Below are 17,392 nucleotides of genomic sequence, written 5' to 3'. Positions count from 1 at the left end.
TGATGAGAAAGTCCTCCGTAAGCGTAACTCCTCCTTAGGCGCAAGTCCTGCGGCTAAAGTCCCGGGTTCAAACCGCCGGCTGAGAAGCATGGCCTGGAGAGGAATTTATGGCAAACCCCGATGCAAGGCATTGAGGAATTTTTTTGATTAAAGAGTGCTTGGGGGGATTTGAACCCCCGACCTACGAAGCCGGAGTCCGTCGCTCTATCCACTGGGCTACAGGCACAGAACTTATACTGTTGTATCTTATACAACACTGCTTTTCGCAGTCAAGTGGTTGCTGCTCTGCTACGGTCAAATTCCCGGACGCACGTGGTTTATCCTATGAATCTTGCAGACAGAAAGGAAACTAAAAAGGGCGGGTTTTGACCCGCCCTTGAATGCGCCTTTTCATTTTTATTGAACAACCACGGTGCAACGCCTCAGTTTCTGAAATCCCTCTCAGTGAAACGCATAGACGTAGCCATCCGCAGTCCCGAAATAGACCGTACCGTCCGCACCGATCGCCGGGGTGGTGTTCACCGCTGAGTCGCTTGAGGTTGTGTACGACCAGTTCAGCCCTCCTGCCGATGTGAGCGCAAAAATGTTTTCGGGGTAGTAAAAACCTAGTGAAACCCCGAAATAGATCATGCCGTCCGCACCGATCGCCAGCTGGGAATACACCATAAAGGCTGACGGATAGGGATAGGGGGGATATGTCCATTTGAGAGCACCGTTTGTGATGCTGAGGGCCTGCAATTCCGTACTTCTACCTATAATTATCATCCCTTTTTTTGAATCGATTACGGGTGTAGTCAATATAGGCACTATAGGCACGCTAGAGGTGAACGTCCATTTGGAGCTGCCATTGGGATTGATTGCATAGAGACTTTGATAGTTCGCAAGATAGATAGTCCCGTCTGTACCGATCGCTGGTTCAGGTCCATATTTTAGACCACCTGTACCATAAAAGACCCACTTGACCGAGCCGTCTGTTGGGTTGAGTGCATATAAACAAGAATACGGTGATGATGAACCAACCGGCGTGCTAGTCCCTAGTGTATAGATTGTCCCGTCTGGGCCGATCGCCAGTGGTGTTTGAAGATTTCCCACAACACCTGAACCGATTGGGGTACTCCATTTGACCGAGCCGTCGGTGGGGTTGAGTGCATAGAGATAGCTACCATTATTCTTACTACTAATTGCCACATAGATTGTACCGTCCGCGCCGATCGTCGGAGGGTAAATTATATTGGCCGAAGAGGAGGTGTAACTCCACTTGAGACCGCCTGTCGGATAGAGCGCATAGATACAGGCAGTAGAACCCGCCCCCGAAGTGTACGGCCAAAGGGCCCCCGCATAGATTGTCCCATCCGCACCAACCACAGGCGGATACCTCATAGGGCCGGTTGGGTAGATCCATTCGACCGTACCGTATGTTGGGCTGAGTGCATACAAATAGCCGATATCGGTAGTACCACTAATTTGTTCAGAATTCCCTATGTAGATGGTTCCGTCTGCACCGATCACAGGCGAACCCACGTGCTGTACTGTTGCTCCTGGAGTTATGGTTGAGGTTGTCCATGTAATTGTGTTGGTTATTGAGCTTGTATTTATGGGACTTTGTCCTGTTAATTGTATATTGCCATGGAACATTGGCCAGGGGCTTATACTGTTTACCTGTATCGGGGTTGTTGTGCTGATTGCGATTCCATTCCCATCTTCCACCGTCACACCGACTACGTAAGACCCGGGTAAGCCCGGTGAATTCCAGACGCCAGGGTTGCCGGTCGTTATCGGTAAACCACCGACAGTCCAGTTGAAGGTAAGGGTATTGTTCAGGGGATAATACCCGTTACAGGTCAAGGTTGTGGAAGTAATGACCGGCTGCGGAGACACGGTGATTGACGGAAGAAATTCGAAATATGTGCTGACCGGTAAAGACCAGCTCACAGCGCTACCATGGCCGTCATCCACGGTAACGGTAACCGTCCCGGAAACACCATATTGAGTTGGCGCTGTAACAGTGATGGCGCTCGTGCCCTGTCCTGTTGCAATCGTCCATCCCTGAGATGCCTGCCATGTGTATGAAGGCGTATCGCCGTCAGGGTCAGACGCTGTTACGGCTATAGCCATCAGACCACCGAGTGTTATAGGGTTCGGCGATGCGCTGATAGCGTTGATGACCGGTGCTCTGTTGCCCACCGTGCTGACCGGGATGGGGACCAACGCATACCTGCCGTTTGTGTCCGACACCTCTACAGTTGCCGTGCCGCTTACAGCGTAGGTATCGGGCGCTTTAATGGTTGCAGTAGGTGTACTGCCCCCGCTGATGACAGACCAGCCGTTGTACGCTGTCCATGTATAGGTCAGCCCAAGTCCCTGTTCACTGCCCGCAACCACGGTCGCTGTGAGATCGTACCGCCCCGGGCAGACGGCAGCCCCTGAACGGACAAACTTTGGATAACAGGTGACGACCCTTGAACGACTTGGTGTACAACAGTTGTGCCCTTGCTACCGGAACATCCTGCGATAAGAAGCATGACAAGCATTCCAAGAATTATGAATGTATAAATAGATTTTGCACGCATGGTAACCTCCTTTTTATATCATCATAACATAAAGCATGATCCACCTGTCAATCACTTCGGGATAACGTCCGTATATTTGCGTTAATTGAACGACTAATTCGTGCTATGCGGCGCAATGACATTCAAATTCCTTATGATAGCTCGTCTCAGAAATCAGGTTTGACAACCAGAAACGCATGTTGAATAATTGTACTATGATAACGGTTGAAAAATTACAGGGAAGAACCATAAAAACAGTAGTTATATCTTTTTTCCTTTTGATTGCAATGCCTGCATATGCTCATCAAACGGCGACGTGTAAAATGACCGTTTATTTTTCACCCTTGGACAATATGGTTACATCTATACACCAAGCACTTATGTCTGCACACCGGAGCGTGTACTGCTCCTTATACGGTATTACCAACCGATACCTTGCCCATGACTTGATGACCATTGAAAGAACAGGGATCAATCTTTTCAGGATTTATCAATGTCTCAATTCAGAACAGATGTAACGGTTTATACGCCCAAAACACACTCTGAGCATGGGTTTTTTCTTACAATCTTATTGTGTTACTCGGTTAAAATGTTTACAGTGACCTTATCCCCTGAACGGCCAAATTTAACAGTTCCATTTTTAAGCGCAAAAATCGTATAATCCTTACCGAGCCCGGCATCTTTGCCAGGCATATATCTCATTCCAACCTGCCTTACAATTATACCTCCTGCTTTAACCTTATCTCCATCATAAAGCTTTACTCCGCGTCTCTGACCATGGCTGTCTCTGCCGTTACTTGCGCTGCCCTGTCCTTTTTTATGAGCCATATATTCTCCTCAGTTTTTCTGATAAATAATATCTTCTACCAATACCTGTGTAAAAGTGGGTTTAAACCCGGTTTTCTTTCTGTAGTTCTTTCTTCTTTTCTGCTTAAAGATGATTACTTTTTTACCTTTTAACTCTCCCAAGACCTTTATTTTAACAGAAGCATCAGGTATAACAGGATTACCGATCACCGTGTTTGTTCCATCATTGACCATTATAACATCTTTAAGTTCTAATTCACCGTCTTTGGTTACATCGTTTATCCTATCGAGTAGAACGATATCTCCCTGTTCAATTAAATATTGTTTACCCGAATGTTTTATAATCGCATACATAAGTTTTCCCTCACTTACAAAATTTAGTCTTACATTATTAAGACAATATATATTTCTTTGTCAAGTAAATGACAACATATCTTTAATTTTTAAAGTTAGTCGTGCTGTTGCATGGGGTAAAAGCTTTTACTTAAAATTTACAGGCGTGCAATACGTTTTTAAAGAACAACTGCTACATTGGGGTATAACAAAAAAATAAGGAGGAAGATTATGAATCTAAAAAACAGGCTAATAACCGCGCTCTTACTTGGTTCTACGATCATTTCCGGCAGAGCGTATGGGTATCAAATTAATGATCACCTAAATGTTGGGGTAACTGCGTATCTCAACGGCGTTTATGCATCGGGTGATCATTTTGATGCATCGAATGTTGGCCAGGCCCAGGCAAACACAAATACAGGCAGCATAAATGGGTTAAGATTGTCGAGGGCGTACTTAACGGTTATAGGCAGGGCAAACAATAAATTCTCAGGTAAGTTTACCGTAGATGAAGCTTATGCAGATCCTTCTGCAGCGAACGGTAGAGGCAATGTGTTCGTCAAATATCTGTACGGTATCTATACCCCTTTAAAGAATACACAAATACGATTTGGGCTCACAGAAACACCATGGATACCTTATGAAGAAGGTGTATGGACGTATAGATTTCTTGCACAAACCCCGTCAGATTATGAAGGCTTTATGCCGTCTTCTGATTATGGTGTAGCAATTGTAGGTAGTCTGTTAAATAAATTAATAGACTATCATATAATGGGTTCAAACGGAGAGGGTTATCAGACAGCACAGAACGGCAAAGGCTATGCAGCTTCAGCAAGAATAGGCTTAAACCTGAAGCCGTTTACATTAAATCTATTCGGATTGGACGAAAGTGAGCACAACGGCATACCTGATTATAATCCGAAAAGGGCGATAGCCATGCTGATGTACTCTAATGATATCTTAAGGCTGGCTGGTGATTACTTATGGGCTGATGATCATATTACGCCTGCGGATATGCAATACGCAAAGTTTAACCACGGGTATGGCTACAGCTTTTGGGGATTTTTAAGGATACCTCAGGAAAAATCAATAAGGGTTTTTGCACGCTATCTTTATATGAAGCCCAATGGCAGTGATTCATACACACCAGTCAGCGATAAGATCTCGCCTGCAACCAATCTCGGGATTGTCTATTCAACAAGCCTTTATGGGGCACTCACATCTATGGAAAACAGCTGGAGTCTTATAGGTGTCAGCTATGATATAACAAAGGATTCCATTATCGCTCTTGACTACAATATGTTTAGTGCAAAAGGCTATAATCTCATGAAAAATAAAACAACTTATAATGATCAATCGGTAGCATTAAACCTGCAAGTAGGATTTTGAAGGAACATCCCCGGCGCAAACGCCAAGGAAATCTTTTGATTATAGAGCTGTCCAAAAAAGGGGCGGTCCATCGAACCGCCCATGCATTTTTTAAAAGCATCTCTGATGAAGAACCCAGATGGGGTCAGAGCCTTATTATAAATATTAAGAACAATGGAATCAATACCACTAAAAGCGTGTAAGGGTTGTTATCATCAAAGGGTACTGTACCGCACCCGTCCGATGTCTTGCCGGTAACTGTATAAGGTATGGACTCCATACTTGATGTATTACCTGCCTCATCTATTGCCTTAACATAAAGCGTGTGTGTTCCGGCGGTACTGTTTGTTAAGTTAACAGTATTTTCATTATATCCAAGCTTGGTAAAAGAAGCAGGGTTGTCTACAGCATACATAAGTCTTGGCATTGTAACAGGATCGCTCATGTTAAATACAAAGGTTGGATAATTAGCACTGATAAGCTTCAATTCGGGTTTAACCGTATCTACCTTAAATGATGTATAAGTACTGGTTGATGTTATGCCTGTCCGGCTATCCATCAGCCTTACCTCAAGTGTATGCTCTCCATCCATTAGATTATCAAGAGTTATCGTTGTATCTGTGGTCCATAATGACCAGCCCTGCCACACATCTCCAAAAATGGATTGATCGGACAGCCTCCATGATAACTGTGTATGCGGTGGAAGTGTATCGGCAAGATTAAAAGCTATATCAGAGTTTGTGTTTATCAAAGGCTGAGCATTATTCGCCAGTGAGAGTGTTTTGAGATTGGTCGTTGATGGATTATTATAAGTAAGCGTTGCCATTTGAGGCGGGGCAAGTGACGTAGATGAAAGCAAATTCATAAAGCCCGACAGATCTATATAAACGTTTATATATCCTCCTGATGGAATGATGTCCTTTACCAGTATTGTAACTCCGCTGAATGTAAATGCAGAACTCATTGCAGGTAATGCTGTTCCAATAAAACCGGACGCGAGGCTCATGGCGAGCTTTATCACATTATTGATGTTTGAAGGGTTTGTAAGCTCGGAAGAGAGCACGGTATTATTGATCTTCATGCCCTGCGGGCTGCTATCTATTGCAACCACGAGCATTGGATTTCCGTTTTGATCTAATTTATTATGGTCAATATAAACCTCTGCTCTTATGGATAGATCTGTGCTCATGATGAATGCATCGGTATACTGAGTATTGTAGGGCTCGTTTGCGCCCGGATACGTCTGAGCCTCATCAACTCCTAGCAGACCTTCAATAATAAGCCCGTTCAGGTTAACCGTATCCCATAGATTCTGGGGGCTCCCGAGTGTAATGGTGGGAGCCTGTGTAGGTATGATCTTGAGAATAAGGGAACCGCTGCTCGGTAGTTGAGGTATAATAGTTTTGAGCAAACCAACAGGCAATGGCGGCGCGGTTATGCATATCATGCCGCTTTGATAAACAGCATAAAGTGCATCATTTATAACATCCTGTGAAACACCAAATGCCAGCATAGAATCCGTTCTTCCCGTATCTATTGTCGGAGGTATTACATTGTCCGGCGGCTTTTGTGCAAGGGGGGTTGGAGGACAATCGACTGAACCAATAGCAGACCCAATGCCTGCATCAAGATTTATTTGTGCGGCATTAGCCGTGATATTTAGTGCCTGATAGAAAAAAGAAGGCCTTACCTGATATGCGATCGGGGTGAAACTGCCGTGCATATAAAGGTTAACGTTTACGTTATTTATCATACCGGAGATGCTTGGTAAAAGCTGAGTGTTTACAAACTGTGTAATGACAGTATCAACCAGACTTTGTATAATAGGCTGAAGCAATTGATAGAAAAGATTGGCTACCGCACCTCCTGCCTGACACAGTATGCTGCCGCTGTTACTGCTTATATTCCCGACCGTAACATTGTTAAAAGTAATACTTGGGTTTCCAACCGTCTTAAATTTAAGATAATCTCCCGTAATCTGGGGCTGGATGTTTAGTGCGACGTTATTTGCATCCACATTTATATCATCTAAAGTTGTGCTGCAAAATCCCGCACAGAGAGGACATGAAGGAAGCGGCCAAACACATAAATTAAGAGTTGTCTCTGCGTCAGCAGTACCCTGTGGAATGTATCCATGGATCTCATTTACTGTTACCAATAAGCTCTGCGTGGATCCCTGCCATGAGAAGTTAAGGTTTGGCTGGCCATTGTACTGGGCAGGTATAGTAAGATGTAGATTCATGGGATCGATATAGCTTGTACATTGGCCACAGTCTCCACAGCTTCCACCCGAACAGATATGACTGCATGGGATGGGAATATTTGCTGTCAGTCCGGTAAAACTTTGTGAAATGTAATTAAACAACCTTTGATATATAACGAGGTTGACAGCATCGGGATGCCATCGAGGCGGACCATAAACATCTGCGTGTGAAATGATCGGTATAAAAATAAGAAAAAGTAACATTATTGTGAAAAAAGTCTTTTTCATGTACACCTCCGTTTATTTAATCATACACTAAAATCTGCAAAAGGCAAATGGCTTGACTAAAAAAATGCAACAGCATTGTCCCCTTATTTTTTTAAACGCATCTTTTGGTATTACTCTTTTTTGAGTTTGCGGTTTCTGATCAGTTCTTTTATTCTTTCCCTTTGTGCCGGTGTAATGCCTTTCCACTTTAAATATTGCCTCCTAAGAGCTTCTTTTTCTCTCGGTGATAAGGATTGGTAGATTTTATAATTTCTTAAAATGATCTGTCTTTTTGCGGATGGCATGGATTTCCACCTTTGATAATTATCCATTACGAGTCTTTTCTTATCCTCCGGGAGGTTTTGAAAATGTTTGTATTCCTTTATGATCCTTTTTTGCTCATCCTTTGATAAGGACTTGAACAACATATAATTTTGGATGATCTTCCCGCGTCTATCCTCGGGCAGGGACTGCCATTTTTTAAATGCCTTACTCAGTTCCTGTTTTTGTGCTTTAGACATTGATTCCCATTGTTTTTGGCCATTGGATACATTCACGGCTGTTTGTGCGTACACAATGGCTGACATAAACATAAGCCATAAAAAAAACACAACTAATTTAAAATATTTCATTATTTTTCCTCCTGCTCAAAGACCTTCATATACCTGTAAAGAGCAAGGTCCTCATACATAGCCATATCTTTTAAGATCTCCAAGTGTTTAATGATGTCTTTATCTTCTTTTTTGATGCTTTTATTTTGCTTTGCTGTTTGGGTAATGTAATGGGATGCCGTTCCTGTAAAAGTTGATGTATACGGCATACGCGGATGTGAGCTGCTATTTGGCCCTGCACCAATACCTGATAAAAATATCGCAATAATAATACCTGTCATCTCAACCCCCAGATTGATTTGTTTTACTTATAGCTCTTATTTCATCCATGTGTTCATACATGTCCATGTGTTCATACATGTCCATGTTTTTATACATATTCATATTTGCAAACATGCCGGTTCCGTGTATTCTTGCCCGGTAATTATGAATATGTGTTAAGGTCATTACCACAAGCAAAATAGCCATAACCGATGAGAGGGCATACACCCATTTAAGACCCTTCTTTCTACTGTCATATCCCGCATCCCGGTTTATTATAGCCCGATCGATCCTGTTTTTAAGTGAATCGGAAGGTTCATATTCGGGGATGGCTTTTATTGCATTGTCTATGTGCTTCAATTTATTGTAGTATGCGTTTGCTGCAGGACAATTGCCGATCAGGGCTTTTACCCTGTCAATGCCTCTATCATCAAGCTCGTTATCGACATATTCGGAGATACGGGACCTTGAAAATTTTAGCCTGATTTTACATATCAGATTTTTTATACTCATTGCTTAACCTCTTTCTCGCCCTGTTTAAAAGGGATTTTACGGCTTTTGTCGTATTATTGATCACCTTTGCTATTTCTTCATAATCCATGCCTTCATAGCTCCTGAGAACGATTACGGTTTTTTGATTCTCGGGCAGATTGTTTATACTGTTTAGTAAATCCTGCTCCATCTCATTAATTATGATCCTGTTCTCAGTGAATTGCTCTGCATCCACGGAAGGCTCTGCTTCGAGAGATGTGGTCCGTTTATCTTTACGATGTTCGTTTATGATTGTATTTGTGGCAATTGTGAAAAGCCATGTTGTAAATTTTCCCGTTGGTTCATAATACTTTGCGGATACATACATCTTTACGAATACCTCCTGTGTTATATCTTCTGCTGTTTCTTTATTCCCAGCCATTCTAAATACATAATTATATATCTTTTTGTTAAATCTTCTATACAGTTCATCAAATGCCACCCGATCGCCATTTTTGAGCTTGAGCATAAGTACTGTATTTTTATCCATCTCATCATTCATATTGTTAAACATGTCATAATAAATAAAGTTCCGGAACTAATCATATCTTATCTTAAAACGTGCGTTGAGATTCATATTACCATGTAATATCAGCGCCGAACAGTACCTGGGCAAGGGACACTGATGAATAGTATTTAAAATAATCGCCAGCTTTGAAATAATCGAATTCAAAAGGAAATGAAACATGTTTATTAATCGTATATGTGAATGTAAAATCGGTTTCAAATCCATAGAAGTCCGCTGTCATCTCGGGATATAACAATGCAGGCGTGATTGTAAATTCAATCGATTTTACAGGATAGAAATCCATGATACCTCCATAGGCAACAATTCCAAGTCCATTCCTGCCTGCAATCGCTATTGTTCCTGAATTAAGATTCTGGTTTATGCCGCCGTTAAAAAACAGATCTGTTTCTGTATTGTAAGGAAACACGGACATAAAGCTGTTTAAAGTACCCTGTGATATAATAGCCTGCATGGGTGTTTTATCGCCAGAGGAGATATTAAAGAATAAACCGATTTTACCAATATCGTCTATATGATATTTTATCTTAGCATCACCAAGATAACCGTAAGTCAGAAAATCACGGTTAAAGACCGGCTTTACGTTAGGACTGAAACAATTAACGCCTGAAATACTTCCGTTACCAAAATCAAGCACACCTGTAACATTAAATTCTAATTCGCCAAAATACTTGTCACCTGTTAACCCTGCCCAGTTTATGTTTGTACGTGATGAGGTTACCGGACCTCCATTTGAATACTCTTCCTGAATGCAGGTTTCTATCTCTGCTGCTTTTACCTTTCCGTAGACGGCAGACAGGCGATCCAAGGTTTCTCTATTAAAATCGGCCGAGTATATCATGCCGTTAAGTAAAGGTGCGAGTGTATTATCGGTGTCGTCAAAATTAGCATAAAACAACGTAATATACTCGAACAAGGAAAAACTATACGTTAATTCATTATCGTAAAACATGCTGGTTCTTGATGGGTCATAAAGCATGTAAGGCTCAACCTTTACTATGTTTAATTCATAAGAAAGAGGAATATTGAGTGTATCCGTCATATCATAATCAAATGTAATGGAAGGCTGATAATTATCAAAGATCAGGCTTGAACCGCCAATGATATGCATTTCACCTGCGGACAACGTTATACTATCCGACGGGTTAAAAGATACATAAGCCTTTCTGATAAAGTGTGTATCATTAAAATAATCGTTTACATTCTCTACACCGTAAAGGTTCAGGCTGTTATAAGAAAATGTCCTCCTCGAAAGCTCACTTGTGTAGAGTTCTAAAGCACCATCAAACCAGCCGCCCTGACTCAAATCAACCTCTGGCATAAGATATGCTGATGAAAAAGCTTCATCAGAGTATTGAACGCCGGGATTAAGCAAGCCAAGGTTTTTACCCTTCTGATACCTCAAACTTATGCTCCCTGTTGTAGAAACAGACCAGGCGTACGCTTTTACGGACATGATGTTAATACTAATGCATAGAAAAAGAAATTTATATCGCATATAATAATCCGTTATACGGTAACAAAGAACGGATTTATGTCTATGACAAACATCACAAAAAACAGGGGCGTATTGCCACACACCCCTGTAGAACACAAACCCGGTTTCTTACAATTTTTCAATCACAAGGGTTTAATGTAATTGGATTGCCATTAAGCGTTGCTGAACTATGTGAGAATACGAGAGTGTATGTTCCGATCGGGCTTCCATCCGTATCTTTTGTCAGGACGAGTATCACCGTGCCGTCTACAGGATGACAATAGCCTTGTTCATAGGTGAGGTTCGTGACCGTTATACCGGCAAGCACCTTTGCGAGTAAATGATCAACGCTGCCTGTTCCGTTCAATACCCTCTGGATAATAGTTGATGGAGTTGAAGAAGAAAGTGTATCGGCTGCATTAAAGTTTAAGCTAAGGTTGTGATTCATCACAACCTTGCCTCTTGGACTTATTGCAACCCGCGTCTCGTTAACCGTTATTGCCCTTGTTCTTGTGGTGCTTGTCTGAGATACAGTACCAGTTCTTACAATATCTGTGGTACCGCTTATATAGAGAGATGCGCCGTCCCATCTTGTTCTTTCAATGTCGCCATTCGTATCGATTGTTGTAGCTGTTACATTAGTTCCATCCGTAAATCTTGTAACAGTCATTGTTATGTTGCCGCTTGTCATAATGTTGGTGAAATAATTTGGTATACAGCCATTGCCAAAGTTGATGTCTAAAGTCCATGTTGTTGAATTCATTGTATTGGTAACTACCGGTTTTGTTACATTTGGACAAGCAGATGCCACAACACTTAAGCCGTAATCGGCTATACCAAGCTGGGAATTACTTACATTGGATAATGCAATTGAATCATTTGAAGCCCCGCTGATGGATTCCTCTGTCGTTTGAGCTATTTGAGCTGATGATTCGCCAACCGTTTGTTTGCCGCACCCTGTTAATTGAAATCCAACCAACACCATTATACCTAAAACCACTAAAGTCTTTTTAACCATTTTACCTTACCTCCCTTTTTACTTGATAAACAGGCTGTCTTAAAAAAAGTTCCGATGTGGTTATATATACATACTATTTTAATATCCTTGTGATATACATCACATGCCTGTCGCGCATTTTTGCGTAAGAATTAAAACAGGCTTTACTTTTGATTATAAATTATATAGCTTAGTGGTTATGCTTTACAGTATTTGAAAGGATTGGCTATGAAATATGTTATATTGCAAGGCGATGGTATGGCTGATTATCCCATTGAAAAACTTGACAGAGGCACACCACTCTCGGTCGCCAGAAAAAAGAATATAAATGAGCTTGCGAAAAAAAGCATTGTCGGAATGACAAGGACTATCCCTCACGGCATGCATCCTGGCAGTGATGTAGGTAATATGTCCATTTTTGGTTATGACCCGGAAAAATATTATACAGGCAGGGCTCCTATAGAGGCAGCAGGACAGGGCATAGAACTTAAGGGTAATGACGTTGCATGCAGGTGTAACCTTGTTACTCTGGGCATGCACGGGGCTAAAACAACCATGGATGATTACAGTGCAGGCCATATAACAACAGAAGAGGCCACGGAGCTTATAAATTCCCTTGCCGGTTCATTAAAAAGAGACGGTATAAAATTTTATCCCGGTGTTAGCTACAGGCATATAATCGTATGGTCATACGGTAATGATAAAATAAAAACCATGCCTCCGCATGACATAACCGATCAGGACATAAACTTAAATCTGCCTGAGGGTGAACGTTCTGATGAATTGATCTCGCTGATGAAAGATTCATGGGACATACTGTCATCACACCAGGTTAACAAAAGCCGCATAAAACAGAACAAAAAACCCGCAAATAGTATCTGGCTATGGGGGCTAGGAAAAGCAATGGCAATCCCTTCTTTTGAAGAGTTGTATGGTATTAAGGGCGCATGTATCTCTGCTGTTGATCTTGTAAAAGGCATAGGAAAACTTGCAGGACTTGATATAATAGATGTGCCCGGGATAACGGGTTATGTTGATACCAATTATAAAGGCAAGGCTGATTACGGGATTGAGGCATTAAACTCACATGACCTGATCTATATTCATGTCGAAGCACCCGATGAGGCAGGACACGAAGGTAATCTGCCCTTAAAGATAAAGGCAATAGAGGATTTTGATGAAAAGGTCGTAGGAGGTGTACTAAAAGGGATAAAACGATTTGGGACATTCAGAATGCTGATCATGCCCGACCATAGGACCCCTATCATAAAAAAAACCCATACAGAAGAACCTGTACCATTTCTTTTTTATGATTCTACAAACGAGGTAAAAAATGAATATGCTTACGATGAATTTGATGCAGAAAAGGGTGGTGTGTACATAGAGAATGGCTTTGAGATTATGCAGAAGCTGTTAAACGGCTGGGATGGATGACTTGTATGCCTGTTTGTATGCTAATACGGACGTGTTTAGTAAAGCGTCATTGTGAGGAATGGCACTTTGTACCATGACGAATCAATCCCTCATGGCCGGCAGATTGCTTTACTCGCGGAGACAATGTAATGATATTTAGTTCGTTCGTATTAATTAATAAAAGTTTACGGAGGTACCATGGAAGATGAATTATTTAACAGGTTTGGCAAAGAATTTCCAAAAGGGACAATCCTGTTTAAAGAGGGTGATACCGGTGATGATATGTATATTGTCAATACCGGTAAGGTAAAGATTTATAAAGAAGTTAGCGGTGCAGAGAAGGTACTTGCAATGCTTGGTGCATCCGATTTCTTTGGAGAGATGTCTTTACTCAACAAAAAACCGAGATCAGCAAGTGCAATGGTTGAAGAAAGCTCAAAGATACTCGTTATAAATAACAACACTTTTGATACTATGATCCGCAATAATGGTGAAATCGCAATAAGGATAATCAGGATACTTGCAAAAAGGCTTGAGGACGCAGATACCCAGATAACGAATCTTATGATAAAGGATGCAGGACAGCGGGTTGTAGTAACACTTTTAAAGCTTGGTGAAAGCGGTACAGGGGCAGAGAATGGAACACTAATACGTGCAGATATCGGCAGGCTCTCTATAATAACAGGGCTTGAGCATGATAAGGTAAAAACAATGATAGATAAACTTATAAAGGGTAGATTTGTAGAAACAACAGATCAGGGTATTGTGGTCAGGAATACGGATAATCTTAAAAAGTATCTCGATTATCTTATAATGAAGGAACAATTTGAAAACATGTGAGGTTGTATGAATATAAGAGTGCTCGGCTGCCACGGCGGAGAACTGCCCAATTACAGAACAACATCGTTTCTTATAAATGAACGGATCATACTTGATGCCGGTGCAATAACAGGCGTACTAACAATGGAAGAACAGCTCAATGTAGAACATATCTTTATCACACATTCACACGCGGATCATAGCAGGGATATTTTATTTCTTGCAGATAATGTTGTTGGATCTAACGGCAAAGGTTTTACCATATATGGAATGCCTGTTGTTCTTAAAGCCATAAAACAACATCTTTTCAACTGGCATATATGGCCTGATTTTACCGAGATACCTACAAAAGATGCACCGATTGTAAAGATGAGAGAAATAGGTGCACGGGAGACTATAAAGTTGGGAGGAATATCTTTTACAGCCTGCCCTGTAAATCATACCGTTCCAGCATCCGGTTTTATTATGGACGATGGGGAGAGCAGCGTTGTGTTTAGTTCGGATACGGGTTCAACGGATGAAATATGGAATATGGCATCAAACAAAGATAATCTTAAGGCCGTATTCATCGAATCTTCATTTCCTGAGGATAAGAGAGATCTCGCGTTATTGACAAAACATCTTACTCCACGAATGATTACAGAGGAGATAAAAAAGATAGGGAAAAGGGTTGCTGTTTACGTGTACCATATAAAACCGCAATTCTATGATCAGGTTAGCGGAGAACTTGGTAAAATCGATCCATCCATAGAGGTTTTAAAACTTAATCAAATAATAAAGATTTAAAATGGCACTATTGGGTTCTGGAGATAAAACAAAAAACAGTCTTGATGGCATGTGGTTAAAATGCAATAACTGCGGTGAAATAGTTTATAGAAAAGAAGTAGAAAAGAACCTCAAGGTTTGCCCAAAGTGTAATTATCACTTTAGATTATCTGCAAAAGAATGGATAAACATACTTATAGATGACAGCACTTTTCATGAATTATGGGCTACAATGGAATCTACAGATCCATTGGATTTTAGGGACAAAACTAAATACAGAGATCGATTAAAAGAGACAATCAAACAGACAGAATTAAAGGACGCCGTAATAACAGGTTATGGAACAATAAACGGATTGTTTATAAATATCGGTATCTTTGATTTTGATTTTATGGGTGGCAGCATGGGTTCTGTTGTGGGTGAAAAGATTACAAGACTTATAGAGAAAACTACAGAAGAGCAGTCTAATCTAGTTGTTATAACATCTTCCGGCGGCGCAAGAATGCAGGAAAGCATTTATTCACTTATGCAAATGGCTAAAACAAACGCAGCTTTAAATCGGTTAAATAAAACAAAGGCACTTTACATTTCACTGCTCACAGACCCGACAACTGGGGGAGTTGCAGCAAGTTTTGCAAGTATTGCAGATATAATGATTGCAGAGCCAAGGGCACTGATAGGCTTTGCAGGACCAAGGGTTATATCGGATACGTTAAGCCAAAAATTACCGGAAGGTTTTCAAAGAGCAGAATTCTTACTTGAACATGGGATGATCGATATGGTTGTAGAGAGAAAGGTTATAAAAAAAACCATTACCCAGTTGATAAGGCTGACAGGGAATATAGAAAAAAAATTACGGACCGATTAAGAATGAGCTTTTTTCAGACACTATTAGTAATACTTTTATTTTTGATTCTGGCGGCAGCATCTATATCTGTTGTGTTCGGTATGCCTGGGACGCTCATATCATTTATAGCCATTTTGGGCTTTGTCATCATAACAAAGGCACATTACATAGGATGGATAACGGTAATAATCTTTGGAGTCCTTACGTTGATCGGGGAGCTGGGAGAGACATTATGGGGCATTAAAGATGCAAAGAGGGCAGGGGTCTCCCGAAAGGGCCTGATTGCATCCGTAGGAGGTTCTATAGCTGGTTCGATAGTGCTTGCACCGTTCTTACTCGGGATTGGAGCATTGTTTGGTGCAGTCATAGGCGCATTTGCGGGTGCTTTTATTGTAACTCTTGCGGAGGCAAAAGGCCTTGATAATGCAACCAGAGGCAGCATAGCGGCAGCCTTTGGCAGATTAAAGGGTACCCTATTAAAGGGATTTATTGTAATAGCCATGACTGTTGTATGCTTTCTTGAAATAGTATTTTAACAAAACGAAATTCGTTTTATGCTTAGACGACTTAATATTTGTAAAAGTTGGAAATTTGATATAAGTATTATTAAATTCGTAAACAGGAGTTATTTATATGCCGATATACCCTATACACAGAGGTAGAAGAATAAGACGGACAAGCCAAATAAGGGACCTTGTAAGTGAAACGTACTTGAGTGTTAATGATTTCATATATCCTGTTTTTGTGACTTATGAAAAAAATACAAAAAAGGAGATTCGCTCAATGCCTGGCTGCTATCAAGAATCAATCAACTATTTGATTGAAGATATTCAGGAAGCAAAAGTGCTTGGTATACCCGCTGTAATGCTTTTCGGCATACCGCCTCAAAAAGATGAAACAGGTTCTGATGCATATAATGAAGAAGGCATTGTTCAAGAGGCAATAAAAGTTATAAAACAAAAGGTAAAGGATATCACTATTATTGCAGATCTGTGTTTATGTGAGTATACATCACATGGACATTGCGGGATAATTTCCGATAAAGATGTTCATAATGACAGGACACTTGAGTATCTTGGGAAGGTTGCAATAGCACAGGCAAAGGCAGGAGCAGATATTATAGCCCCATCGGGGATGATGGACGGCATGGTTCAGAAAATAAGACATTCACTTGATGAGAATGATTTTTCTTCCATAGCGATAATGAGTTATGCTGCAAAGTATGCAAGCAGTTTCTATGGTCCTTTCAGAGATGCGGCGGAGTCAATTCCGAAGTTCGGGGATAGGAGATCATACCAGATGGATTATAGAAATACGCGAGAGGCTATAAATGAGGTTTTAACGGATGTTGAAGAAGGCGCTGATATCGTAATGGTTAAGCCTGCATTAAGTTATCTCGATGTGATCTCCAGGGTAAAACGGGCAGCACTTTTACCAGTTGCAGCATACAATGTAAGCGGAGAATATTCAATGGTAAAGGCTGCAGCAAAGCTTGGATGGATTGATGAAGAATCGGTAATGATGGAGATACTGTATTCAATAAAAAGGGCGGGTGCCGACATGATACTTACATACTTTGCAAAGAGTGCTGCCAGAGAACTTAAACGCGCATGAGGGA

General features: G+C 41.2%; 19 protein-coding genes and 1 tRNA gene. 8 read left to right on the top strand and 12 right to left on the bottom strand.

Features of this window, described 5'->3' with window-relative positions:
- Positions 1-153: 153 nt before the first annotated feature.
- The 3 genes from M1381_12360 to M1381_12350 form a co-directional block, all read right to left on the bottom strand.
- A tRNA-Arg gene (locus tag M1381_12360) sits at positions 154-226 on the bottom strand.
- Positions 227-441: 215 nt separating this feature from the next.
- Positions 442-2,382 (bottom strand): PQQ-binding-like beta-propeller repeat protein, encoded by a 1,941-nt coding sequence (locus M1381_12355; protein MCL4479862.1) that lies wholly within the window; start codon positions 2,380-2,382, stop codon positions 442-444.
- Complete coding sequence (locus M1381_12350; GenBank protein ID MCL4479861.1) at positions 2,349-2,570, bottom strand: hypothetical protein; 222 nt, start codon at positions 2,568-2,570, stop codon at positions 2,349-2,351. The genes M1381_12355 and M1381_12350 overlap by 34 nt, the downstream gene beginning before the upstream one ends.
- 194 nt (positions 2,571-2,764) lie before the next feature.
- Here M1381_12350 and M1381_12345 point away from each other — a divergent pair, with 194 nt between their 5' ends.
- The gene (locus M1381_12345; GenBank protein MCL4479860.1) at positions 2,765-3,067 is read left to right on the top strand and encodes a hypothetical protein; all 303 of its coding nucleotides are present in this window, start codon (positions 2,765-2,767) and stop codon (positions 3,065-3,067) included.
- A gap of 58 nt (positions 3,068-3,125) precedes the next feature.
- On the opposite strand, the gene rpmA is transcribed toward M1381_12345, so the two are convergent.
- Both rpmA and rplU read right to left on the bottom strand, forming a co-directional pair.
- Complete coding sequence (gene rpmA, locus M1381_12340) at positions 3,126-3,377, bottom strand: 50S ribosomal protein L27 (GenBank protein ID MCL4479859.1); 252 nt, start codon at positions 3,375-3,377, stop codon at positions 3,126-3,128.
- Between the two features lie 9 nt (positions 3,378-3,386).
- Entirely contained in the window at positions 3,387-3,710 is a 324-nt protein-coding gene (gene rplU, locus M1381_12335; GenBank protein MCL4479858.1) for a 50S ribosomal protein L21, read from the bottom strand.
- 210 nt (positions 3,711-3,920) lie between these two features.
- Here rplU and M1381_12330 point away from each other — a divergent pair, with 210 nt between their 5' ends.
- On the top strand, positions 3,921-5,078 hold the full coding sequence (locus M1381_12330) for a hypothetical protein (protein ID MCL4479857.1): 1,158 nt from the start codon (positions 3,921-3,923) through the stop codon (positions 5,076-5,078).
- Positions 5,079-5,202: 124 nt separating this feature from the next.
- Here the strand turns inward: M1381_12330 and M1381_12325 are convergent, their stop codons facing one another.
- The 7 genes from M1381_12325 to M1381_12295 form a co-directional block, all read right to left on the bottom strand.
- Entirely contained in the window at positions 5,203-7,548 is a 2,346-nt protein-coding gene (locus M1381_12325; protein ID MCL4479856.1) for a hypothetical protein, read from the bottom strand.
- Positions 7,549-7,658: 110 nt separating this feature from the next.
- Complete coding sequence (locus M1381_12320) at positions 7,659-8,159, bottom strand: DUF3106 domain-containing protein (GenBank protein ID MCL4479855.1); 501 nt, start codon at positions 8,157-8,159, stop codon at positions 7,659-7,661.
- Entirely contained in the window at positions 8,159-8,419 is a 261-nt protein-coding gene (locus M1381_12315; GenBank protein ID MCL4479854.1) for a hypothetical protein, read from the bottom strand. Before M1381_12315 ends, M1381_12320 begins: the two co-directional genes overlap by 1 nt.
- A 1-nt stretch (position 8,420) precedes the next feature.
- The gene (locus M1381_12310; protein MCL4479853.1) at positions 8,421-8,912 is read right to left on the bottom strand and encodes a hypothetical protein; all 492 of its coding nucleotides are present in this window, start codon (positions 8,910-8,912) and stop codon (positions 8,421-8,423) included.
- Positions 8,887-9,420: a sigma-70 family RNA polymerase sigma factor gene (locus tag M1381_12305; GenBank protein MCL4479852.1), complete on the bottom strand. Its 534-nt coding sequence runs from the start codon at positions 9,418-9,420 to the stop codon at positions 8,887-8,889. The genes M1381_12310 and M1381_12305 overlap by 26 nt, the downstream gene beginning before the upstream one ends.
- Positions 9,421-9,508: 88 nt before the next feature.
- Positions 9,509-10,954 carry a hypothetical protein gene (locus M1381_12300; protein ID MCL4479851.1) on the bottom strand — a complete coding sequence of 482 codons (1,446 nt, stop codon included), beginning with the start codon at positions 10,952-10,954 and terminating at the stop codon, positions 9,509-9,511.
- A gap of 118 nt (positions 10,955-11,072) precedes the next feature.
- On the bottom strand, positions 11,073-11,951 hold the full coding sequence (locus M1381_12295; GenBank protein MCL4479850.1) for a hypothetical protein: 879 nt from the start codon (positions 11,949-11,951) through the stop codon (positions 11,073-11,075).
- Positions 11,952-12,158: 207 nt separating this feature from the next.
- On the opposite strand from M1381_12295, the gene M1381_12290 reads away from it, so the two are divergent.
- The 6 genes from M1381_12290 to hemB all read left to right on the top strand — a co-directional run bounded on the left by M1381_12290 (position 12,159) and on the right by hemB (position 17,388).
- Complete coding sequence (locus M1381_12290; protein MCL4479849.1) at positions 12,159-13,364, top strand: cofactor-independent phosphoglycerate mutase; 1,206 nt, start codon at positions 12,159-12,161, stop codon at positions 13,362-13,364.
- 177 nt (positions 13,365-13,541) lie between these two features.
- A complete protein-coding gene (locus M1381_12285) occupies positions 13,542-14,183 on the top strand; it encodes a Crp/Fnr family transcriptional regulator (protein ID MCL4479848.1) in 642 nt (213 codons plus the stop codon).
- 6 nt (positions 14,184-14,189) lie between these two features.
- Positions 14,190-14,948: a 3',5'-cyclic-nucleotide phosphodiesterase gene (locus M1381_12280; protein ID MCL4479847.1), complete on the top strand. Its 759-nt coding sequence runs from the start codon at positions 14,190-14,192 to the stop codon at positions 14,946-14,948.
- Between the two features lies 1 nt (position 14,949).
- On the top strand, positions 14,950-15,795 hold the full coding sequence (gene accD / locus M1381_12275) for an acetyl-CoA carboxylase, carboxyltransferase subunit beta (GenBank protein MCL4479846.1): 846 nt from the start codon (positions 14,950-14,952) through the stop codon (positions 15,793-15,795).
- A gap of 2 nt (positions 15,796-15,797) precedes the next feature.
- Complete coding sequence (locus M1381_12270; GenBank protein MCL4479845.1) at positions 15,798-16,310, top strand: DUF456 domain-containing protein; 513 nt, start codon at positions 15,798-15,800, stop codon at positions 16,308-16,310.
- Positions 16,311-16,413: 103 nt separating this feature from the next.
- Positions 16,414-17,388 (top strand): porphobilinogen synthase, encoded by a 975-nt coding sequence (gene hemB / locus M1381_12265; protein MCL4479844.1) that lies wholly within the window; start codon positions 16,414-16,416, stop codon positions 17,386-17,388.
- Positions 17,389-17,392 lie beyond the last annotated feature (4 nt).

This window comes from Deltaproteobacteria bacterium (assembly GCA_023382265.1).
Taxonomy (GTDB): domain Bacteria; phylum JAMCPX01; class JAMCPX01; order JAMCPX01; family JAMCPX01; genus JAMCPX01.
Note: the sequence above shows the minus strand (reverse complement) of the source record. Positions and strands in the feature narration are given on the sequence as shown.

Bases quoted from the DNA above. Each gene is read 5' to 3' on its own strand.
- M1381_12350 (MCL4479861.1), bottom strand. From the start codon at position 2,570: ATGCGTGCAAAATCTATTTATACATTCATAATTCTTGGAATGCTTGTC.
- M1381_12345 (MCL4479860.1), top strand. From the start codon at position 2,765: ATGATAACGGTTGAAAAATTACAGGGAAGAACCATAAAAACAGTAGTT.
- rpmA (MCL4479859.1), bottom strand. From the start codon at position 3,377: ATGGCTCATAAAAAAGGACAGGGCAGCGCAAGTAACGGCAGAGACAGC.
- rplU (MCL4479858.1), bottom strand. From the start codon at position 3,710: ATGTATGCGATTATAAAACATTCGGGTAAACAATATTTAATTGAACAG.
- M1381_12330 (MCL4479857.1), top strand. From the start codon at position 3,921: ATGAATCTAAAAAACAGGCTAATAACCGCGCTCTTACTTGGTTCTACG.
- M1381_12325 (MCL4479856.1), bottom strand. From the start codon at position 7,548: ATGAAAAAGACTTTTTTCACAATAATGTTACTTTTTCTTATTTTTATA.
- M1381_12320 (MCL4479855.1), bottom strand. From the start codon at position 8,159: ATGAAATATTTTAAATTAGTTGTGTTTTTTTTATGGCTTATGTTTATG.
- M1381_12315 (MCL4479854.1), bottom strand. From the start codon at position 8,419: ATGACAGGTATTATTATTGCGATATTTTTATCAGGTATTGGTGCAGGG.
- M1381_12310 (MCL4479853.1), bottom strand. From the start codon at position 8,912: ATGAGTATAAAAAATCTGATATGTAAAATCAGGCTAAAATTTTCAAGG.
- M1381_12305 (MCL4479852.1), bottom strand. From the start codon at position 9,420: ATGGATAAAAATACAGTACTTATGCTCAAGCTCAAAAATGGCGATCGG.
- M1381_12300 (MCL4479851.1), bottom strand. From the start codon at position 10,954: ATGCGATATAAATTTCTTTTTCTATGCATTAGTATTAACATCATGTCC.
- M1381_12295 (MCL4479850.1), bottom strand. From the start codon at position 11,951: ATGGTTAAAAAGACTTTAGTGGTTTTAGGTATAATGGTGTTGGTTGGA.
- M1381_12290 (MCL4479849.1), top strand. From the start codon at position 12,159: ATGAAATATGTTATATTGCAAGGCGATGGTATGGCTGATTATCCCATT.
- M1381_12285 (MCL4479848.1), top strand. From the start codon at position 13,542: ATGGAAGATGAATTATTTAACAGGTTTGGCAAAGAATTTCCAAAAGGG.
- M1381_12280 (MCL4479847.1), top strand. From the start codon at position 14,190: ATGAATATAAGAGTGCTCGGCTGCCACGGCGGAGAACTGCCCAATTAC.
- accD (MCL4479846.1), top strand. From the start codon at position 14,950: ATGGCACTATTGGGTTCTGGAGATAAAACAAAAAACAGTCTTGATGGC.
- M1381_12270 (MCL4479845.1), top strand. From the start codon at position 15,798: ATGAGCTTTTTTCAGACACTATTAGTAATACTTTTATTTTTGATTCTG.